Raw genomic sequence first — 16,454 nt, 5'->3', positions numbered from 1 at the left:
TTCTTGTTATGCAGGGTCACTTTTTGGCAATTTCGCCTTGAGTTCATAGATCAGCGTCAGCGCCTCACGCGGGGTTAGTTCATCCGGATGGATCGCTTTCAGCGCTTCTTCGACATCCGACGGGCCGGCGGGTGGCGATATCGGCGTCGACGGGCGACTGGAAAACAGCGGCAGATCATCTATCAACGTCTCGCGCGCACTGCCGCCTTCGCGCTCGCCGCGTTCCAGCGCATCTAGCACGACACGCGCGCGCTCAATCACCGCAGCGGGCAAGCCAGCCAGCTTGGCCACCTGTACGCCATAGGATCTATCCGCCGCGCCGCGCCGAACCTCGTGCAGGAAAATAACGTCGCCTTCATGTTCCTTGACTGAAACTGTGGCGTTGTCGACGCGGGCCAGCTTGTCCGTGAGATTGGTAAGCTCATGATAATGCGTGGCAAATAGGGCGCGGCAGCCGTTCACCTCGTGCAGATGTTCCAGCGTGGCCCAAGCGATCGACAGGCCGTCATAGGTGGCCGTCCCGCGCCCGATTTCATCGAGGATCACCAGCGCGTGCGTATCCGCCTGATTGAGAATGGCAGCCGTTTCGACCATTTCGACCATAAAGGTCGAGCGCCCGCGCGCCAGATCGTCCGACGCACCGACGCGACTGAACAACTGGCTGACGATACCGATATGCGCCGAATTTGCAGGCACGAAACTACCGATTTGAGCCAAAAGAGCGATCAGCGCATTCTGACGAAGGAAGGTGGATTTGCCCGCCATGTTCGGGCCTGTCAGCAGCCAAATGTCGCTGGTATTCCCCAGATCGCAGTCGTTGGCAACGAAAGGTCCGGACCCTTGCGTGCGCAGGGCCTGTTCCACGACCGGATGCCGCCCACCCTTGATGTTCAGCGCGCGGCTGATATCGACAACAGGCCGGCACCAGTTGCGTTCTGTGGCAAGGTCGGCCAGCGCAGCGGTCAGGTCCAGCTGCGATAGGGCGCGCGCCACCTGTGTCAATGCCGCCGCTTTGTCCAGAATTGCGTGTTTTAGCCCGTCATAGAGCCGCTTTTCGATTTCGATTGCTCGTCCACCCGCGTTCAGGATACGCGTCTCCATCTCGGACAGGGGGACGGTGGTAAACCGCACTTGATTGGCGGTGGTCTGCCGATGCTTAAACGTCTCATTCAGGGGTGACGACAGCATTTTTTCGGCATGGGTGGCCGTGACTTCGACGAAATACCCCAGCACATTGTTGTGTTTCACTTTCAGCGACGTAATTCCGGTCTGCTGCGCATATTCGCCCTGCATTTTCGCGATCACCCCGCGCCCCTCGTCGCGCAGCTGGCGGGCCTCGTCCAGCTCAACGTCGTGGCCTTCGGCGATGAAGCCGCCATCACGCGTCATCAAGGGCGGCTCAGCAATCAGGGCCTGATCGAGCAGATCCATCAGGACGTCGTGGCCGGTTAGATCCGCGGTCAGATCGGCCATGGCGGCGGGCAGTTCGCGGGTCGGCAACAGCTGCGCTATGTCGTCGGCCCCTTCCAACGCATTTCGCACGGCTGCCAGATCGCGTGGCCCACCCCGATCCAACGCGAGGCGCGACAATGCGCGGTCGAGGTCGGGCACCTTGCGCAGATGAGCGCGCATGTCCTCGCGAAAACGAGACTGCTCAACCGCAAAAGCGACCATGTCCTGTCGCGCGGAAATGACGTCCAGATTGCGCGACGGGCTAGACAGCCGGCGTTCCAGCAGACGGGCACCGCCCGCTGTAACGGTGCGGTCCATAACCGACAGAAGCGATCCGGCGCGCCCGCCAGATAGTGCGTGGGTCAGCTCCAGATTGCGGCGGGTCGCGGCGTCTATCTGCATCACACCAGCCAGGTTTTCACGCTGGGGCGGTTGAAGCAGGGGCAATTTGCCTTTTTGCGTAATTTCCAGATATTCGACAACGGCGCCCATCGCAGCGATCTCGGCCCGCTCGAACGTCCCGAACGCATCCAGTGTCTTGACCCCAAAGAGCGCGCACAGCCGCTTGGCCGCCCCCGTGCTATCGAAGGCAGACCGGCCTAAAGGCGTCAAAGCGCCACCAGATTCAGTCACTAAATCGCAGATTTCCGCGTCCGTACCATCGACGACGAGCACTTCGCTGGGGCTGAGACGGGCCAGCTCCGGGCCGATGCGCGCCGGAGGCAGGGGCAGCACATGCAGCGCCCCGGTCGAGATGTCGGCCCAGGCTAGCGCGTAGTCGCCGCGCACCTCGGCAATCGCGGCGAGGTAATTGTGTCGCCGCGCCTCCAGCAGCGATTCTTCGGTCAGTGTGCCCGGCGTGACCAGCCGCACGACGCCGCGCTTCACGACTGATTTTGATCCTCGCTTTTTCGCCTCAGCGGGGTTTTCCAACTGCTCGCAGACCGCCACACGAAATCCCTTGCGGATCAGCGTCAGCAGATATCCTTCGGCGGCATGAAATGGCACGCCGCACATCGCGATATCCTGGCCCAGATGCTTGCCGCGTTTGGTCAGTGCGATGTCCAGCGCTTCGGCGGCGGCGGCGGCATCATCAAAAAACAGCTCATAGAAATCGCCCATGCGATAGAACAGCAGGGCGCCGGGATACTCGGCCTTGATTTCCAGATATTGCGCCATCATCGGCGTGACTGTGTCGCTGGTCACGGTGTGCCCCCTCATCGCTGCGGCGAACCTACGCACCTGCGCGCGGCGGCGAAAGCCCCCCTTTGCCTGCACTGTTGAGGCGCGGCGCTTAGCCCGCTATGCAGGGCGAAACGCATTTTCAGGACGCATCCGCACATGGCAAACCCCAAGTTCACCCCCGAAGAGGCGCTGGCATTCCATCTGGAGCCGACGCCCGGCAAGTTTGAGATTACTGCGACCGTGCCGATGACGACGCAGCGCGACCTCAGCCTAGCCTATTCGCCGGGGGTCGCCATCCCATGCCTAGCCATCCAAGAAAATCCCGAGGCGGCGTATGACTATACGAACAAGGGGAATCTGGTCGCCGTTATCTCCAACGGCACTGCGGTTCTGGGCTTGGGAAATCTGGGCGCGCTGGCATCCAAGCCGGTGATGGAGGGCAAAGCGGTACTGTTCAAGCGGTTCGCCGATGTGAACAGCATCGACATTGAACTGGATACCGAAGATGCCGACGCGTTCTGCAACGCGGTGCGTCTGATGGGGCCGACATTTGGCGGCATCAACCTTGAGGATATAAAGGCGCCGGAGTGTTTCATCATCGAGCAGCGGCTGAAGGAAGAGATGGATATCCCCGTCTTTCACGACGACCAGCATGGGACGGCGGTGATTTGTGCGGCCGGACTGATCAATGCGCTGCATCTGTCAGGCAAAAAGATTGAGGATGTGCGAATCGTGCTGAACGGGGCGGGCGCGGCAGGAATTGCCTGTCTGGAACTGCTAAAGACCATGGGCGCGCGGCACGAGAACACCATGATGTGCGATACCAAGGGCGTCATCTATCAGGGCCGCACCGAGGGAATGAACCAATGGAAGTCGGCGCATGCCGTCGTCACTGACCGGCGCACATTGGCTGATGCGATGGAGGGCGCTGATGTGTTTCTAGGCGTTTCGGCCAAGGGCGCGGTAACGCAGGACATGGTCATCAGCATGGCACCCAATCCGGTGATCTTCGCCATGGCGAACCCCGATCCGGAGATTACGCCCGAAGAGGCGCATGCCGTGCGCGCGGACGCTATCATCGCCACTGGGCGCAGTGATTATCCCAACCAGGTGAACAACGTCCTCGGCTTTCCCTATCTTTTTCGCGGCGCGCTGGATGTGCACGCCCGCGCGATCAACGACGAGATGAAGATCGCCTGCGCCGAGGCGCTGGCCAGCCTCGCACGTCAAGACGTGCCGGACGAGGTGGGCATGGCCTATGGACGCGAGCTGTGCTTTGGGCGCGACTATATCATTCCCGCGCCATTCGATCCGCGGCTGATCTACACGATCCCGCCTGCCGTGGCGAAGGCGTGCATGGATACTGGCGCGGCGCGCCGACCCATCGTCGATATGGAGGCCTACGAAGTTTCGCTGAAATCGCGGATGGACCCGACGGCCAGCATCATGCGCTCGATCAATGCCCGGGCGCGCAATGCGCAAGCGACGATGATCTTTGCCGAGGGGGACGATCCCCGTGTTCTGCGTGCCGCGGTGCAATATCAGCGCGCCGGCATGGGCAAGGCGCTGGTCGTGGGTCGCGAGCCCGACGTCAAGGCCAAGCTGGAAGCGGCAGGCATGGCCGACGCGGTCGCCGAGCTGGAGGTGGTCAACGCCGCCAATACGCCGCACCTAGAGGAATACCGCTCATTCCTATATAACCGTTTGCAGCGCAAAGGTTTTGATCGGCACGACATCAATCGGCTGGCGACACGCGACCGGCATGTATTTGCCTCACTGATGCTGGCACATGGGCATGGCGATGGCCTGATTACCGGGGCCACGCGCAAATCTGCCTATGTACTGGAATTGATCAACCATGTCTTTGACGCTGATGCAGAACATGGCGTCGCGGGTGTCACTGCGCTGATGCATAAGGGGCGGATCGTGCTCGTGGCCGACACGCTGGTGCAGGAATGGCCGGACGAGAATGACCTTGCTGATATCGCCGAGCGCGCGGCAGGCGTCGCCCGCCATCTAGGGATGGAGCCGCGCGTCGCCTTTGTCAGTTTTTCGACCTTTGGCTATCCGCAATCCGAACGCGCCGAGAAAATGCACCGCGCGCCGACCGTTTTGGAAAAGCGCGGCGTTGATTTTGAATTCGAGGGTGACATGACGGTGGACGTCGCCCTGAATCCCGCTGCGCAGGAGGCCTATCCGTTTCAGCGTCTGACCGGCCCGGCTAACATTCTGGTGGTGCCGGCCCGCCATTCTGCCTCAATCTCGGTCAAGTTGATGCAGGAAATGGCGGGCGCCACGGTGATCGGCCCCATCCTGTCGGGCTTGGATAAATCGGTGCAGATCTGCTCATCCACATCGACCGCGACGGATATCGTGAACATGGCAGTGCTGGCGGCGTGCAAGGTAGGCTAAGCGCGCATTCGGCGGTCAATCGGGTTTTCAGCCCGGAGAAACCGGAGGAAGGCCGCGCTTTTTCGGGCGTCGTGACAGTTGCACGGCCAAAATCCCGGCCATGATGACCAAAACGCCAATCGCGTCCGTGGGCCTCAGCGTTTCGCCCAGCAGGATCGCTGCGGTCGCCACGCCAAAGAACGGATTGAGAAAGTGGAACGTGGCAGCGCGAGTGGCGCTGATACGCTCGACCAGCTTGAACCACAGCAGTGTCGCGGCGACACCGGGAACGATAGTGGTCCACACGAAGGCAGCGACGAATGCCCAGCTCCAATCAATGGTCAGCGTTTCCGTCGCCGTCGCAACGGCACCCAGCACGACGCTGGCGATCAGCATTTGCAAGCCCACAACCATCATGAAATTGCCGCCTGAGGTCGCTCCGCGCACGCTGAGCGTGGCTATGGTCAACGCGATGACCCCTGCGACGCACAGCATCAGCCCGTAAACATCGACGCCACCTGAAAAGCGGCTGCCCATAATGATCGTGACGCCGGTAAGCCCTGCAAAGAGGCCCAGCGCGGCCGATACCGTCAGGCGTTCGCCGAGGAAAATCCATGACGCGAATGCGACCAGCAGCGGCATGGTCGAGGCGATGATGACGGCCAGCGACGCTTCGATCGTTTGCATCGCGACAAAGTAGAGACCCAGATAAAGGGCGTTTTGGCAGATGCCAAAAATGATGCAGGCGCGCCACTGCGCATGGGTCAATCGCCAGCTTTGGCCCAGTGCCCGCGCGATCAGCACGGCTATCACCCCGGATATGACAAACCGGATCGCCAAGGAACTGATGGGGGGCGCCGATGCGACGATGATCCGTGCCGACGCAAAAGCGCTGGACCACATGATGGAAAAGGCAACGCCCATCAATATGCTGCGGAAATCCATGGTTGTCCCATCTGGCTGCGGCAAGCAAAAACGCGAAAGGGCCGCCAGATGGCGACCCTTTCTGAAACTCATGCAAGATGCAAGATCAGCCGTTAACGCTGTCTTTGAGCGCCTTTGCGATGGTCATCTTGACGACCTTGTCGGCGTCTTTCTTGATCTGCTCGCCCGTGGCAGGGTTGCGCACCATACGCTCAGGACGCTCGCGGCAATAGATCTTGCCGACGCCGGGCAGGGTGACGGCGCCGCCGCCCGAAACTTCGCTCGTGATTACGTTAATAATGGATTCGAGCGCGGTGCCCGCAGTCTTCTTGTCGCTGCCCATATCATCGGCCAGTGCGGCCACGAGCTGGGTCTTGGTCATCGGTTTTGCCATCGGGTGGTCTCCTTTACTTGCCCGTGAAGTGGGCCTCGCGACAATGTGTAACGCTATTTTGCTGGGTATTACAACGGATACTGGCGCATGAGATGTGAAATTTGCGCAGAAATGCGCCGGTCAGAGGAATGCCGTTTCGTCGAAGGCGCGCAACTTGCGGCTGTGTATGCGCTCAAGAGGCATCCCAGCGAGTGTTTCCATCGCACGAATTCCAATCATAAGATGCCGCGCGACCTGATCGTTATAGAACTCGCTGGCCATGCCCGGCAGCTTTAATTCGCCATGAAGTGGCTTGTCGGACACACATAGCAGCGTACCGTATGGCACACGAAAGCGGAATCCATTAGCAGCGATCGTCGCGCTTTCCATGTCCAGCGCGATTGCGCGGCTTTGGCTAAGGCGGCGCACGGGGCCGGATTGATCGCGCAGCTCCCAATTGCGATTGTCGACGCTGGCGACTGTGCCGGTGCGCATGATGCGTTTCAGCTCAAGCCCCTCCAGTTGCGTGACCTCCTCGACCGCCTCCTCTAAGGCGATCTGGATTTCGGCCAGCGCGGGGATCGGCACCCATGTTGGCAGGTCGGCATCCAGCACGCCATCCTCGCGCAGATAGGCATGGGCCAGCACATAGTCGCCCAGTCGCTGCGAATTGCGTAGGCCCGCGCAATGGCCGACCATGATCCAGGCGTGCGGACGCAGCACGGCAATGTGGTCACTCGCCGTCTTGGCATTGGAGGGCCCGATGCCGATATTGACCAGAGTGATGCCTGAACGGTCCGGTTTTTTCAGGTGATAGGTGGGCATCTGGGGCATCTTGGTCGGTGCGTCCAGTGGCGCGTCATGGGTCGTGATCTCGGCATCGAAAGTCGAGACGAAGCTGGTATAGCCGCTGGTGGGATCGGCTAACGCGCTGCGCGCGAAGGCCTCAAATTCGGACACGTAGAATTGGTAGTTGGTGAACAGCACATGGTTCTGGAAATGTGCGGGCGAGGTTGCCGTGTAATGCGCCAGCCGCGCCAGCGAGTAATCGATGCGCTGTGCAGTAAAGGGCGCTAGGGGCCCGGTACCATCAGGCGCGTGCTTGGCGGTGCCGTTGATAATATCGTCGTCCATCGTTCCAAGATCCGGCACGTCGAACACGTCTCGCAGGGTGAACCCGGCGGCGCCCTCATGTGGGACGGTCATTTGCGAATCCCGCGCCACTGCAAAATGCACTGGTATAGGCGTATCGGACGACGCGATGCGCACTGGTGCGCCGTGGTTTTCAATCAAAAGGCCGATCTGCTGGATTAGATAGTCGCGAAAGAGGTCGGGCCGTGTGACCGTCGTCGCATGGGTGCCCGGCGCCGCGACATAGCCAAAGGCAAGGCTGCTGTCGGCCCTGGCAAAGCTGGACGTGGTCAGTCGGATTTCTGGGTAAAAGGCACGTATACGCTGGGTTGGCACCGGACCGTCGAGGGCGGATCTAAAGCCGCTGCGCAGGAAATCCGTTGCCTCGTCATAGAGCGTGCAGAGATGATCGACCGCAGCCGCGGGATCGGTGAATTCGCACGCGGGCAGGGTGGGCGGACTGAGGATCGTCTGGTCGATGGCTTGCATGGTCGGCCCTTTTCATGGTTGCCCGGCATTTGGTCGCGGCAGGATGCACGGGCGGACAGGTAGGCGCAAGCAGGCGCGCCACCCTTGCCAAGCGTATAAGGGCGAAGCATATCAAGAGTATGACAAAGACGCTTCTTTCCTTTGGTCACGGCTATTCGGCTCGCGCGCTTAGCATGCTCTTGCAGGCAGGCGGTGGCTGGCAGGTGATCGGCACGACCCGCACCGCGGACAAGGCGGAGGCCGTGCGCAATAGCGGTGCGGAGCCGCTGATCTGGCCCGGCGGCCACATCCGTCCGGCGCTGGAGGCTGCGACGCATCTGTTGATTTCCGCCGGGCCGGGCAAGGGAGGCGATCCGGTGCTGGCCACGCTGCGGGATGAGATCACGCGCGCCGCGCCGCGTCTGGAATGGGTCGGGTACCTTTCAACCACCGGTGTTTACGGCGATCATCAGGGCGGCTGGGTCGATGAGACGACACCGCTGACCCCCACGACCCAGCGTGGCAAGCTTAGGCAAGATGCCGAGGCCGCATGGCAAGCGATCCCCAATCTGCCGCTGCACATCTTTCGCCTCGCCGGGATTTACGGTCCCGGTCGCGGCCCCTTCGCCAAGGTGCGGGCGGGCAAGGCACGCCGCATCATCAAGCCGGATCAAGTTTTCAGCCGTATTCACGTCGAAGATATTGCGCAGGTGCTGGCCGCATCGATGCGCGCACCGGATCCCGGCGCGATCTACAACCTTTGCGATGACGATCCCGCCCCGCCGCAGGACGTCATCGGCTATGCCGCCAAACTGCTGGGACTACCAATGCCCGAGGCAATCGATTTCGACGATGCCGAGATGTCGCCAATGGCGCGCAGCTTCTACGCTGAATCCAAGCGGGTCAGGAATGACCGGATCAAGGACGATCTGGGCATCAAGCTGCGATATCCCAGCTACCGCGACGGGCTGACGGCGATGGCCGCAAGCGAGGGATAGCGATCAGGCGCCGCCTCCGCGCGCGGCAAGCCTTGCCATTCCTGTCCTGCCCCTGCTTTAACCATCCGGAATGAATACCGGAGCCTGACATGGTCGATATCGCTGCCCGCGTGCACAATCACAAATGGAAGATCGACCCCATCGTACGGTCGCTGATCGATACTGATTTTTATAAATTGCTGATGTGCCAGTCGGTGTTTCGCAACCGGCCTCATACGCAGGTCACGTTCAGCCTGATCAACCGGTCCAAGCATATTCCGCTAGCCGATCTGGTCGATGAAGGCGAGCTGCGCGAGCAGCTGGATCATATCCAGTCGTTGTCCCTCAGCCGGGGCGAGAGCACTTGGATGCGCGGTAACATGTTTTATGGCAAGCGGCAGATGTTCAATCCCGCCTTCATGGACTGGTTCGACAAGCTGCGTCTGCCGCCCTACCACCTTGAGCGGGTCGGCGATCAGTATGAATTGACGTTTGAGGGCAGCTGGCCCGAGGTTATGCTGTGGGAAGTTCCCGCGCTGGCCGTGCTGATGGAGCTGCGGTCGCGCGCCGTGCTGCACAAGATGGAGAAATTCGAGCTTCAGGTGCTCTATGCCCGCGCGATGACCAAGCTTTGGGAAAAGGTCGAGATGCTGCGTGATATTCCCGACCTGCGCATCGCGGATTTCGGCACTCGGCGGCGGCATTCGTTTCTGTGGCAGGACTGGTGCGTGCGTGCCATGCACGAAGGGCTGGGCGAGAAATTCGTCGGCACGTCAAACTGCCTTATCGCCAAGAACCGCGATCTGGAGGCTATCGGCACCAACGCGCATGAGCTGCCCATGGTCTATGCCGCGCTGGCCGACAATGACGAGGAGCTGGCCCGCGCGCCCTATGATGTCCTCAGCGACTGGCACGAGGAACATGACGGTAATCTGCGCGTCATCCTGCCAGACACCTACGGCACCGAGGGTTTTCTGGAAAATGCGCCTGATTGGCTGACCCGCTGGACCGGTATCCGCGTCGATTCGGGCGATCCTGCGACAGCAGGCGAGATGGCAATCGCCTGGTGGATTAAGCGCGGCGAGGATCCGTCGCAAAAGCTGATTATCTTTTCCGATGGTCTGAACGAGACCAAGATTGCGCAGCTTCACGCACAGTTTTCGGGTCGCGTGCGGGTGTCATTTGGCTGGGGAACCTATCTGACCAACGATTTTCGCGGCCTCGTGCCGAACGACGCGCTGGCGCCGTTTTCGCTGGTCTGCAAACCGGTGGCGGCGGATGGGCGCCCCACGGTCAAGCTGTCGGACAACCCGAAAAAGGCGATGGGCCCGGCCGAGGAAATCGCGCGGTACAAGCGTGTCTTTGGCGTCGGCGAACAGGATGCGATCGAGGTCGAGGTGTGAGCCGGGCGATGCGCGCATGACCGAGATCATTCTGGTCCGCCACGGACAGGCCAATAGCAATGCGACCGATGAGGCCGGTTATGATCGCCTGTCCGATCTGGGCCACCTGCAGGCCGGATGGCTGGGCGAATGGATGGCCGCGACCGACCCGCATTTTGACCGGGTCGTCACCGGCACGCTGACGCGCCAGCGTCAGACTGTCAGCGCCATGGGCTATGCCGCCACCGGCGAGGATGCCCGCCTGAACGAACTGACGTATTTCGACCTCGCCCACGCGATGGAGGCGCAGCATGGCATTGCCGCGCCCGACACCGCGCATGATTTTGCCCGCTATCTGCCCGACGTGATCGGCCATTGGGCCGAGGACCGTCTGGCCGGTGTGCCCGAGACCTTCGGCAGTTTTCACGCCCGGATCATCGCGCTGATCGACGAAGTTGCTGCGCAGCATGGCCGCAGCCTGCTGGTGACATCTGGCGGGGTTATCGGCATGGTGATGCGCCATGTTCTGAACCTCGATACCGCCGCGATGACACAAATGATGCTGCGCACGCATAACAGTTCGGTTCACCGCCTGCGCCATGTCCATGGGCAATTGGTTCTGGACAGCTTCAACGCGACGCCGCACCTTGACGCCGCCGACCGGGCACATGCCCGGACCTTCATCTAGGATTACCCAAAGGAGACCGCCATGAAACTATTCTATGCCCCCGGCACCGTTTCGATTGCGGTCGTCATCGCCCTGCATGAGGCCGGCATCGCGTTTGAGACGCATAAGGTCAGCTTCAAGGACGCAGAGCAGACCAAGCCCGCCTATCACAAGGTCAATCCCAAGGGCCGCGTGCCTGCGTTGGAAGTGGACGGCGTAATTCTGACCGAAACGGGTGCGATACTCGACTATATCGCCGCCGTGACGCCTGATGCAGGCCTGATGCCAGATGTGCCTATCGACGCTGCGCGGGTGCGCGGGGTCATCCATTACCTCGCCAGTACGATGCAGGTGAATCACGCCCACGGCCCGCGCGCGTCGCGCTGGGCAACAGAGGCGTCATCACATGCCGACATGCGCGCGCAGGTTCAGACGAACATGACCGCAAGTGCCACCTTCATCGAAGAACATTGCCTGACTGGTCCCTTTGTCATGGGCGAACATGTGACTGTGGCCGACGCGCACCTCTTTGTGATGTGCCTCTGGCTGAAGGGGGATGGCGTCGATGTCTCGGCCTTTCCGCGCATCACTACGTTCCTCAAGGCAATGGAGGCTCGCCCATCCGTTCAGGCCGTGCGCGCCGCCGGTATGCTGTAAGAGGAGGGTTGGATGACACATCTATGGGTCCGGGCCGAGCAGCGGCCAAATGAGGAACGCGTCGGCCTGACGCCCGAGGGCGCGGCCGATCTGATTGCTGCGGGCATGAAAGTGACCGTCGAAGAGAGCGATCAGCGCGCGATCCCACTAGACGGATATCGTCAGGCAGGCTGCGCCACAGCGCCCGCCGCCAGTTGGCCGGATGCGCCCGATGATGCCATCATTTTCGGCCTCAAGGAGCTGCCTGAGGATGGCACGCCCTTGCCGCACCGACACATCATGTTTGGTCACGCCTTCAAGGGGCAGCATTCCGGGCAGGCTTTGCTAAAGCGGTTTCAGGCCGGCGGCGGCACGCTCTATGATCTGGAATATCTGGTGGACGAGGATGGCCGCCGCGTCGCCGCCTTTGGCTATTGGGCTGGATATGCCGGCGCTGCTGTCTCGCTGAAATCATGGGCGACGCAGCAGCGGGGCGGCATTTGTCCGCCCGTTGGCACCTATGGCGGCAAGGATGCATTGCTGGCTGATCTGGCCCGCGATCTCGAGGGTTTACGCACGCCATCGGCCATCATCATCGGCGCGCTGGGCCGTGTCGGTACCGGCGCGGCGGACCTCTGCACGGCCATGGGCCTGACCCCGACCCTCTGGGATCAGGCCGAGACTGAGGGTGGTGGCCCATTCCCCGAGATCCTCGCGCATGACATGTTCCTCAACTGCATCTTCGCGCGCCCCGGCACGCCCGTCTTTGTGCCCCGCGCAGCCTTGGATGCGCCCCGCGAGCTGACGGTGATCGGCGATGTCGCCTGCGATCCCGATAGCGACTACAACCCCATGCCGGTTTATGACGCCGCCACCGACTGGGCCGCACCTGCGCGCCGGGTGCATGACGCACCGCCGATGGACGTGATGGCGATCGACAACTTGCCGTCGCTGCTACCGGTGGAATCTTCGCAGGACTTTGCCAGCCTGCTCTTGCCCTCGCTGCGCGGTCTGGGGCATCTAGAGGCGGGCGTCTGGGGACGGGCGCGCGCGACATTTGATACTGCCATGAAAGGCCTGTAATTATGACAATCCATTGGTGCGGCACCGGCCTTTCGGCCATTCCCGGTCTGAGGCGGCTGATAGAGGCAGGCCACGAGGTAACAGTATGGAACCGCAGCCTTGGCAAGGCGCAGGATGCGGTAGGCGATCTGACCCAGCGCATTCAGGCCTTCGACATGGACGCGCTCACTGCCAAGGTGCAGCCCGGCGATCTGGTCGTGTCGATGTTGCCCGGTGAGTGGCACGTGCCGCTGGCCGAGATGTGCCTTGCCAAAGGCGCGCATTTTGCCAGCTCGTCCTACATCGCCCCCGAAATGCGCGCACTGCATGACCGCGCCAAGGCGGCGGGCCTCTGCTTTGTCAACGAGATCGGCCTCGATCCAGGCATCGACCACCTGATGGCCCACGCGCTGATCGCGGACTACCGCAGCAGCGGGGCGATCAATTCGGCCAACGATCTGACGTTCCTGTCCTATTGCGGCGGCATCCCCAAGTATCCGAACGCGTTCCGTTATAAGTTTAGCTGGTCGCCTCTCGGCGTGCTCAAGGCGCTGCGATCGCCCTCCCGCTCGATCAAGGACCATGCCGAGCGCAACGTTGATCGCCCTTGGAATGCGATCAGCAGCTATACCGCCCCGCTAGCGCAGCCCGAGACTTTCGAAGTCTATCCGAACCGCGACAGCCTGCCCTTCATGGAGGATTACGGCTTTGACCCTGCATGGCGGGTCAAGGAATTCGTGCGCGGCACGCTGCGGCTGAACGGCTGGGCCGACGCGTGGAAGGATGTATTCACCGAGGTCGAGACCCTCACCGGCCCCGAGGGCGATGCGCGCCTGCGCGAGATGTCCGACACCTTCTGGGGTGAACACGCCTATGACGAGGGCGAGCCTGATCGCGTCGTGATGTGCGTCTCGCTCAAGGCCGAGCAGGACGGTGCGCTCATATGGCACAAGACCTATGTAATGGACGCATGGGGCGACGCGAATGGTACGGCCATGGCGCGGCTGGTATCGATCCCGCTGTCGATGGCTATCGAATCGGTGCTGGCGGGCGAAATCCCACCGGGCGTCAGCCCCGCCCCCCACGATCCGAAACTGGTTAAGCGCTATCTAGACGAAGTTGGGAATTTGGCTCAGCATCTGGAGGTCGTCGACCACCTCGCCTGACCGGACAAAATCAGCCTTTCATAGTTCTAAAAATACTCACATCGCACGGCCCGCCCAAACCGGGCCGTGCGCCATTCCAAGGCCCACCATGCCCCGAAAATCCACCAAACAGACGTCCCGTACCGCCCCGTCCCTGCGGCGCTGGGCCCTGTGGGCGCTGGTTACCGGGGCGCTCTGCATCGGCGTTGCCGCACTGGCCCACCGCGCGATTGCCCCGGGACCGACATTCTACATGAAGCAGGAGGCGCGGCGATTGGGCCGGATCGCGCATGACTGGACCCCCATTGCCGACATCGCCCCGGTCATGGCCCGCTCGGCCGTGGCGGCCGAGGATGCGGATTTTTGCAATCACTGGGGCTTTGACATGCGTGCGATCCGTGAGGTGATGGAACGCGGCGCCGGGCGCGGCGCCTCGACGATCAGCCAGCAGACGGTCAAGAACGTCTATCTGTGGCATGGCCGCTCGTGGTTGCGAAAGGCGCTTGAGGCGCTGATGACCCCTGTGGTCGAGGCCGCATGGTCCAAGCGCCGCATCATCGAGGTCTATCTGAATGTCGCTGAATTCGACGAAGGCATCTTTGGCGTCGGCGCCGCATCGCGGCACTATTTCGGCGTGAACGCCAGCCAACTCACGCCGCGGCAGGCTGCGCGCCTCGCCGCCGTGCTGCCAGACCCCAAGGACCGCTCGGCCAGTAAACCGACGGCTTGGGTGCAAAAACGTGCTGCCGGGATCATGGACGGGGCGGCCACGATCCGCCGCGACGGACGCGCCGCGTGTTTCGAGGATTGAAAACCATACGCTGAACGGGCAATGAGGGGGCATCGCCCAAACAAAGGTCCGCCGCGTCATGGCCAAGCTTTATCACGTTCCCCTGTCGCCGTTTTGCCGCAAGGTCCGCCTTAGCCTCGCCGAGAAAAAGATCGAATGCGAATTGATCGAAGAGCGCTACTGGGAAGCACACCCCGATTTTTACCGTAGAAACCCGGCCCGTAAGGTGCCGGTGCTGCGCATTGATGGACGCACGTTGGCCGAGAGCGCCGCGATCTGCGAGTATATCGAGGAAAAATACCCCGAACCTTCGCTGATGCCGCGCAGTGCCGAAGGCCGGTATGAAGTGCGCCGTATAGTATCGTGGTTCGATGACAAGTTTCACCACGAGGTGACCTCGAAACTGCTTTATGAGCGCGTGAACAAAAAAATAATGGGCGCAGGCTTCCCGGATAGCGGCAATGTTAAGTCGGGTGCCAAGGCGATCAAGTATCACCTCGACTACATGGCTTTCCTGCTGGATCATCGCCGTTGGCTGGCGGGTGACGTGATGACGCTGGCCGATTTCGCCGCCGCCGCGCATCTGAGCGCGCTTGACTACATCTCGGATGTGGATTGGAACCGCAGCGAGGTGGTTAAGGACTGGTATGCCAAGATCAAATCACGCCCCGCGTTCCGCAGTATTCTGGCCGATCAGGTATCGGGTTTTCCGCCGCCCAAACATTATTCGAATCTCGATTTCTGATTTCAGATGCCGAACGGATATCTTCACCAAGAAAAATCATGGTTGAGTTAAAGAGCAAGCTGATCGCCCAAGCCCATACCGAAGGGTTTGATCTGGCACGCATTTGCCGCCCGTGGGACGTGCCGCAGGTGCCCGAACGTCTGGCCGCGTTCCTTGGCGAAGGGCGGCATGGCCAGATGGGCTGGCTGGCCGAGCGTAGCCATTGGCGTGGCGATCCGGCGGCGCTGTGGCCAGAAGCGCGGTCAGTTATCATGCTGGGCGAAAGCTATACGCCCGAGCATGATCCGCTGGAGGTGCTGGATTGGCCCGAACTAGGCGCGATCAGTGTCTATGCACAGAACAAGGACTACCACGATCTGGTCAAGAAGCGGCTGAAGCGCCTTGCGCGATGGCTGATCGCCGAGACGTCAGACGACACCGCAGTAAAGGTCTTCGTCGATACTGCTCCGGTGCCGGAAAAGCCACTTGGCGAGGCCGCGGGGCTTGGCTGGCAGGGCAAGCATACCAATTTGGTCAGCCGCGACATGGGCAGCTGGTTTTTCATCGGGTCCATTTTCACCACGCTGGAAATCGAGCCTGATGCTGCAGAAATCGACCATTGTGGCAGTTGTCGCGCCTGTCTGGACATCTGCCCGACCAATGCCTTTCCCGCGCCCTATCAGCTGGATGCGCGGCGCTGCATTTCGTATCTCACGATCGAGCATCACGGCCCCGTTGCGCCAGAGTTGCGCGCCCTGATGGGCAACCGCATCTATGGCTGCGACGATTGCCTTGCGGTCTGTCCGTGGAACAAGTTTGCGCAGGAGGCGCGCGAGGTTCGCTATCATGCGCGCTCCGATCTGGTCGCCCCGCCGCTGGCGGAGCTGGCTGAACTGGACGACGCTGCGTTCCGCACGAAATTCTCGGGCAGCCCAATCAAGCGGATCGGACGCGATCGGTTTCTGCGGAATGTTCTCTACGCCATTGGCAATTCCGGGCGGATGTCCTTGATGGATTCCGCGCGCCAGCATGTGGATGCGCCTGACCCTACGGTCGCCGATGCGGCACAATGGGCCGTGCAACGACTGAAAGATGCCGCAAAAGAGATGGAATAGCCGGGGTATCCGGCATACTCCAAACAGAGCGT

Annotated in this window: 14 protein-coding genes; 10 read left to right on the top strand and 4 right to left on the bottom strand. The window is 61.4% G+C overall.

The features are described 5' to 3' along the window. Positions 1-6: 6 nt before the first annotated feature. On the bottom strand, positions 7-2,634 hold the full coding sequence (mutS, locus tag U3654_RS17830) for a DNA mismatch repair protein MutS (protein WP_324755324.1): 2,628 nt from the start codon (positions 2,632-2,634) through the stop codon (positions 7-9). A gap of 159 nt (positions 2,635-2,793) precedes the next feature. Between mutS and U3654_RS17825 the strand changes: the two genes are divergently transcribed. Beyond that, positions 2,794-5,049 carry an NADP-dependent malic enzyme gene (locus tag U3654_RS17825; RefSeq protein ID WP_324752870.1) on the top strand — a complete coding sequence of 752 codons (2,256 nt, stop codon included), beginning with the start codon at positions 2,794-2,796 and terminating at the stop codon, positions 5,047-5,049. A 27-nt stretch (positions 5,050-5,076) separates the two neighbouring features. Here the strand turns inward: U3654_RS17825 and U3654_RS17820 are convergent, their stop codons facing one another. The 3 genes from U3654_RS17820 to U3654_RS17810 form a co-directional block, all read right to left on the bottom strand. Next, a complete protein-coding gene (locus tag U3654_RS17820; protein WP_324752869.1) occupies positions 5,077-5,973 on the bottom strand; it encodes a DMT family transporter in 897 nt (298 codons plus the stop codon). An 85-nt stretch (positions 5,974-6,058) separates the two neighbouring features. Then, positions 6,059-6,346 (bottom strand): HU family DNA-binding protein, encoded by a 288-nt coding sequence (locus U3654_RS17815; RefSeq protein WP_324752868.1) that lies wholly within the window; start codon positions 6,344-6,346, stop codon positions 6,059-6,061. Positions 6,347-6,466: 120 nt separating this feature from the next. Further along, positions 6,467-7,945 (bottom strand): AMP nucleosidase, encoded by a 1,479-nt coding sequence (locus U3654_RS17810; RefSeq protein WP_324752867.1) that lies wholly within the window; start codon positions 7,943-7,945, stop codon positions 6,467-6,469. Between the two features lie 119 nt (positions 7,946-8,064). On the opposite strand from U3654_RS17810, the gene U3654_RS17805 reads away from it, so the two are divergent. The 9 genes from U3654_RS17805 to queG all read left to right on the top strand — a co-directional run bounded on the left by U3654_RS17805 (position 8,065) and on the right by queG (position 16,422). Further along, the gene (locus U3654_RS17805; protein ID WP_324752866.1) at positions 8,065-8,922 is read left to right on the top strand and encodes an SDR family oxidoreductase; all 858 of its coding nucleotides are present in this window, start codon (positions 8,065-8,067) and stop codon (positions 8,920-8,922) included. 89 nt (positions 8,923-9,011) lie between these two features. Next, complete coding sequence (gene pncB / locus U3654_RS17800) at positions 9,012-10,304, top strand: nicotinate phosphoribosyltransferase (RefSeq protein WP_324752865.1); 1,293 nt, start codon at positions 9,012-9,014, stop codon at positions 10,302-10,304. A gap of 16 nt (positions 10,305-10,320) precedes the next feature. Continuing rightward, the gene (locus U3654_RS17795) at positions 10,321-10,971 is read left to right on the top strand and encodes a histidine phosphatase family protein (RefSeq protein ID WP_324752864.1); all 651 of its coding nucleotides are present in this window, start codon (positions 10,321-10,323) and stop codon (positions 10,969-10,971) included. Between the two features lie 21 nt (positions 10,972-10,992). Continuing rightward, the gene (locus tag U3654_RS17790) at positions 10,993-11,607 is read left to right on the top strand and encodes a glutathione S-transferase family protein (protein WP_324752863.1); all 615 of its coding nucleotides are present in this window, start codon (positions 10,993-10,995) and stop codon (positions 11,605-11,607) included. A 12-nt stretch (positions 11,608-11,619) separates the two neighbouring features. Beyond that, positions 11,620-12,669 carry a saccharopine dehydrogenase gene (locus U3654_RS17785; RefSeq protein ID WP_324752862.1) on the top strand — a complete coding sequence of 350 codons (1,050 nt, stop codon included), beginning with the start codon at positions 11,620-11,622 and terminating at the stop codon, positions 12,667-12,669. A gap of 2 nt (positions 12,670-12,671) precedes the next feature. Continuing rightward, positions 12,672-13,814 carry a saccharopine dehydrogenase family protein gene (locus U3654_RS17780; protein ID WP_324752861.1) on the top strand — a complete coding sequence of 381 codons (1,143 nt, stop codon included), beginning with the start codon at positions 12,672-12,674 and terminating at the stop codon, positions 13,812-13,814. Between the two features lie 88 nt (positions 13,815-13,902). After that, entirely contained in the window at positions 13,903-14,604 is a 702-nt protein-coding gene (mtgA, locus tag U3654_RS17775; RefSeq protein ID WP_324752860.1) for a monofunctional biosynthetic peptidoglycan transglycosylase, read from the top strand. A 58-nt stretch (positions 14,605-14,662) separates the two neighbouring features. After that, on the top strand, positions 14,663-15,328 hold the full coding sequence (locus U3654_RS17770; RefSeq protein WP_324752859.1) for a glutathione S-transferase family protein: 666 nt from the start codon (positions 14,663-14,665) through the stop codon (positions 15,326-15,328). 38 nt (positions 15,329-15,366) lie between these two features. Further along, positions 15,367-16,422 (top strand): tRNA epoxyqueuosine(34) reductase QueG, encoded by a 1,056-nt coding sequence (gene queG, locus U3654_RS17765; protein WP_324752858.1) that lies wholly within the window; start codon positions 15,367-15,369, stop codon positions 16,420-16,422. Positions 16,423-16,454 lie beyond the last annotated feature (32 nt).

Origin of the sequence: Roseovarius sp. Pro17, from assembly GCF_035599575.1 — a bacterium.
Lineage (GTDB): Bacteria > Pseudomonadota > Alphaproteobacteria > Rhodobacterales > Rhodobacteraceae > Roseovarius.
This window is presented reverse-complemented; position numbering and strand designations above follow the sequence as displayed.

Excerpts from the sequence above, each read along its gene's own strand:
- U3654_RS17825 (WP_324752870.1), top strand. The coding sequence starts at position 2,794 with ATGGCAAACCCCAAGTTCACCCCCGAAGAGGCGCTGGCATTCCATCTG.
- U3654_RS17770 (WP_324752859.1), top strand. The coding sequence starts at position 14,663 with ATGGCCAAGCTTTATCACGTTCCCCTGTCGCCGTTTTGCCGCAAGGTC.
- U3654_RS17780 (WP_324752861.1), top strand. The coding sequence starts at position 12,672 with ATGACAATCCATTGGTGCGGCACCGGCCTTTCGGCCATTCCCGGTCTG.
- queG (WP_324752858.1), top strand. The coding sequence starts at position 15,367 with ATGGTTGAGTTAAAGAGCAAGCTGATCGCCCAAGCCCATACCGAAGGG.
- U3654_RS17795 (WP_324752864.1), top strand. The coding sequence starts at position 10,321 with ATGACCGAGATCATTCTGGTCCGCCACGGACAGGCCAATAGCAATGCG.
- pncB (WP_324752865.1), top strand. The coding sequence starts at position 9,012 with ATGGTCGATATCGCTGCCCGCGTGCACAATCACAAATGGAAGATCGAC.
- U3654_RS17790 (WP_324752863.1), top strand. The coding sequence starts at position 10,993 with ATGAAACTATTCTATGCCCCCGGCACCGTTTCGATTGCGGTCGTCATC.
- U3654_RS17805 (WP_324752866.1), top strand. The coding sequence starts at position 8,065 with ATGACAAAGACGCTTCTTTCCTTTGGTCACGGCTATTCGGCTCGCGCG.
- mtgA (WP_324752860.1), top strand. The coding sequence starts at position 13,903 with ATGCCCCGAAAATCCACCAAACAGACGTCCCGTACCGCCCCGTCCCTG.
- mutS (WP_324755324.1), bottom strand. The coding sequence starts at position 2,634 with ATGATGGCGCAATATCTGGAAATCAAGGCCGAGTATCCCGGCGCCCTG.
- U3654_RS17785 (WP_324752862.1), top strand. The coding sequence starts at position 11,620 with ATGACACATCTATGGGTCCGGGCCGAGCAGCGGCCAAATGAGGAACGC.
- U3654_RS17820 (WP_324752869.1), bottom strand. The coding sequence starts at position 5,973 with ATGGATTTCCGCAGCATATTGATGGGCGTTGCCTTTTCCATCATGTGG.
- U3654_RS17810 (WP_324752867.1), bottom strand. The coding sequence starts at position 7,945 with ATGCAAGCCATCGACCAGACGATCCTCAGTCCGCCCACCCTGCCCGCG.
- U3654_RS17815 (WP_324752868.1), bottom strand. The coding sequence starts at position 6,346 with ATGGCAAAACCGATGACCAAGACCCAGCTCGTGGCCGCACTGGCCGAT.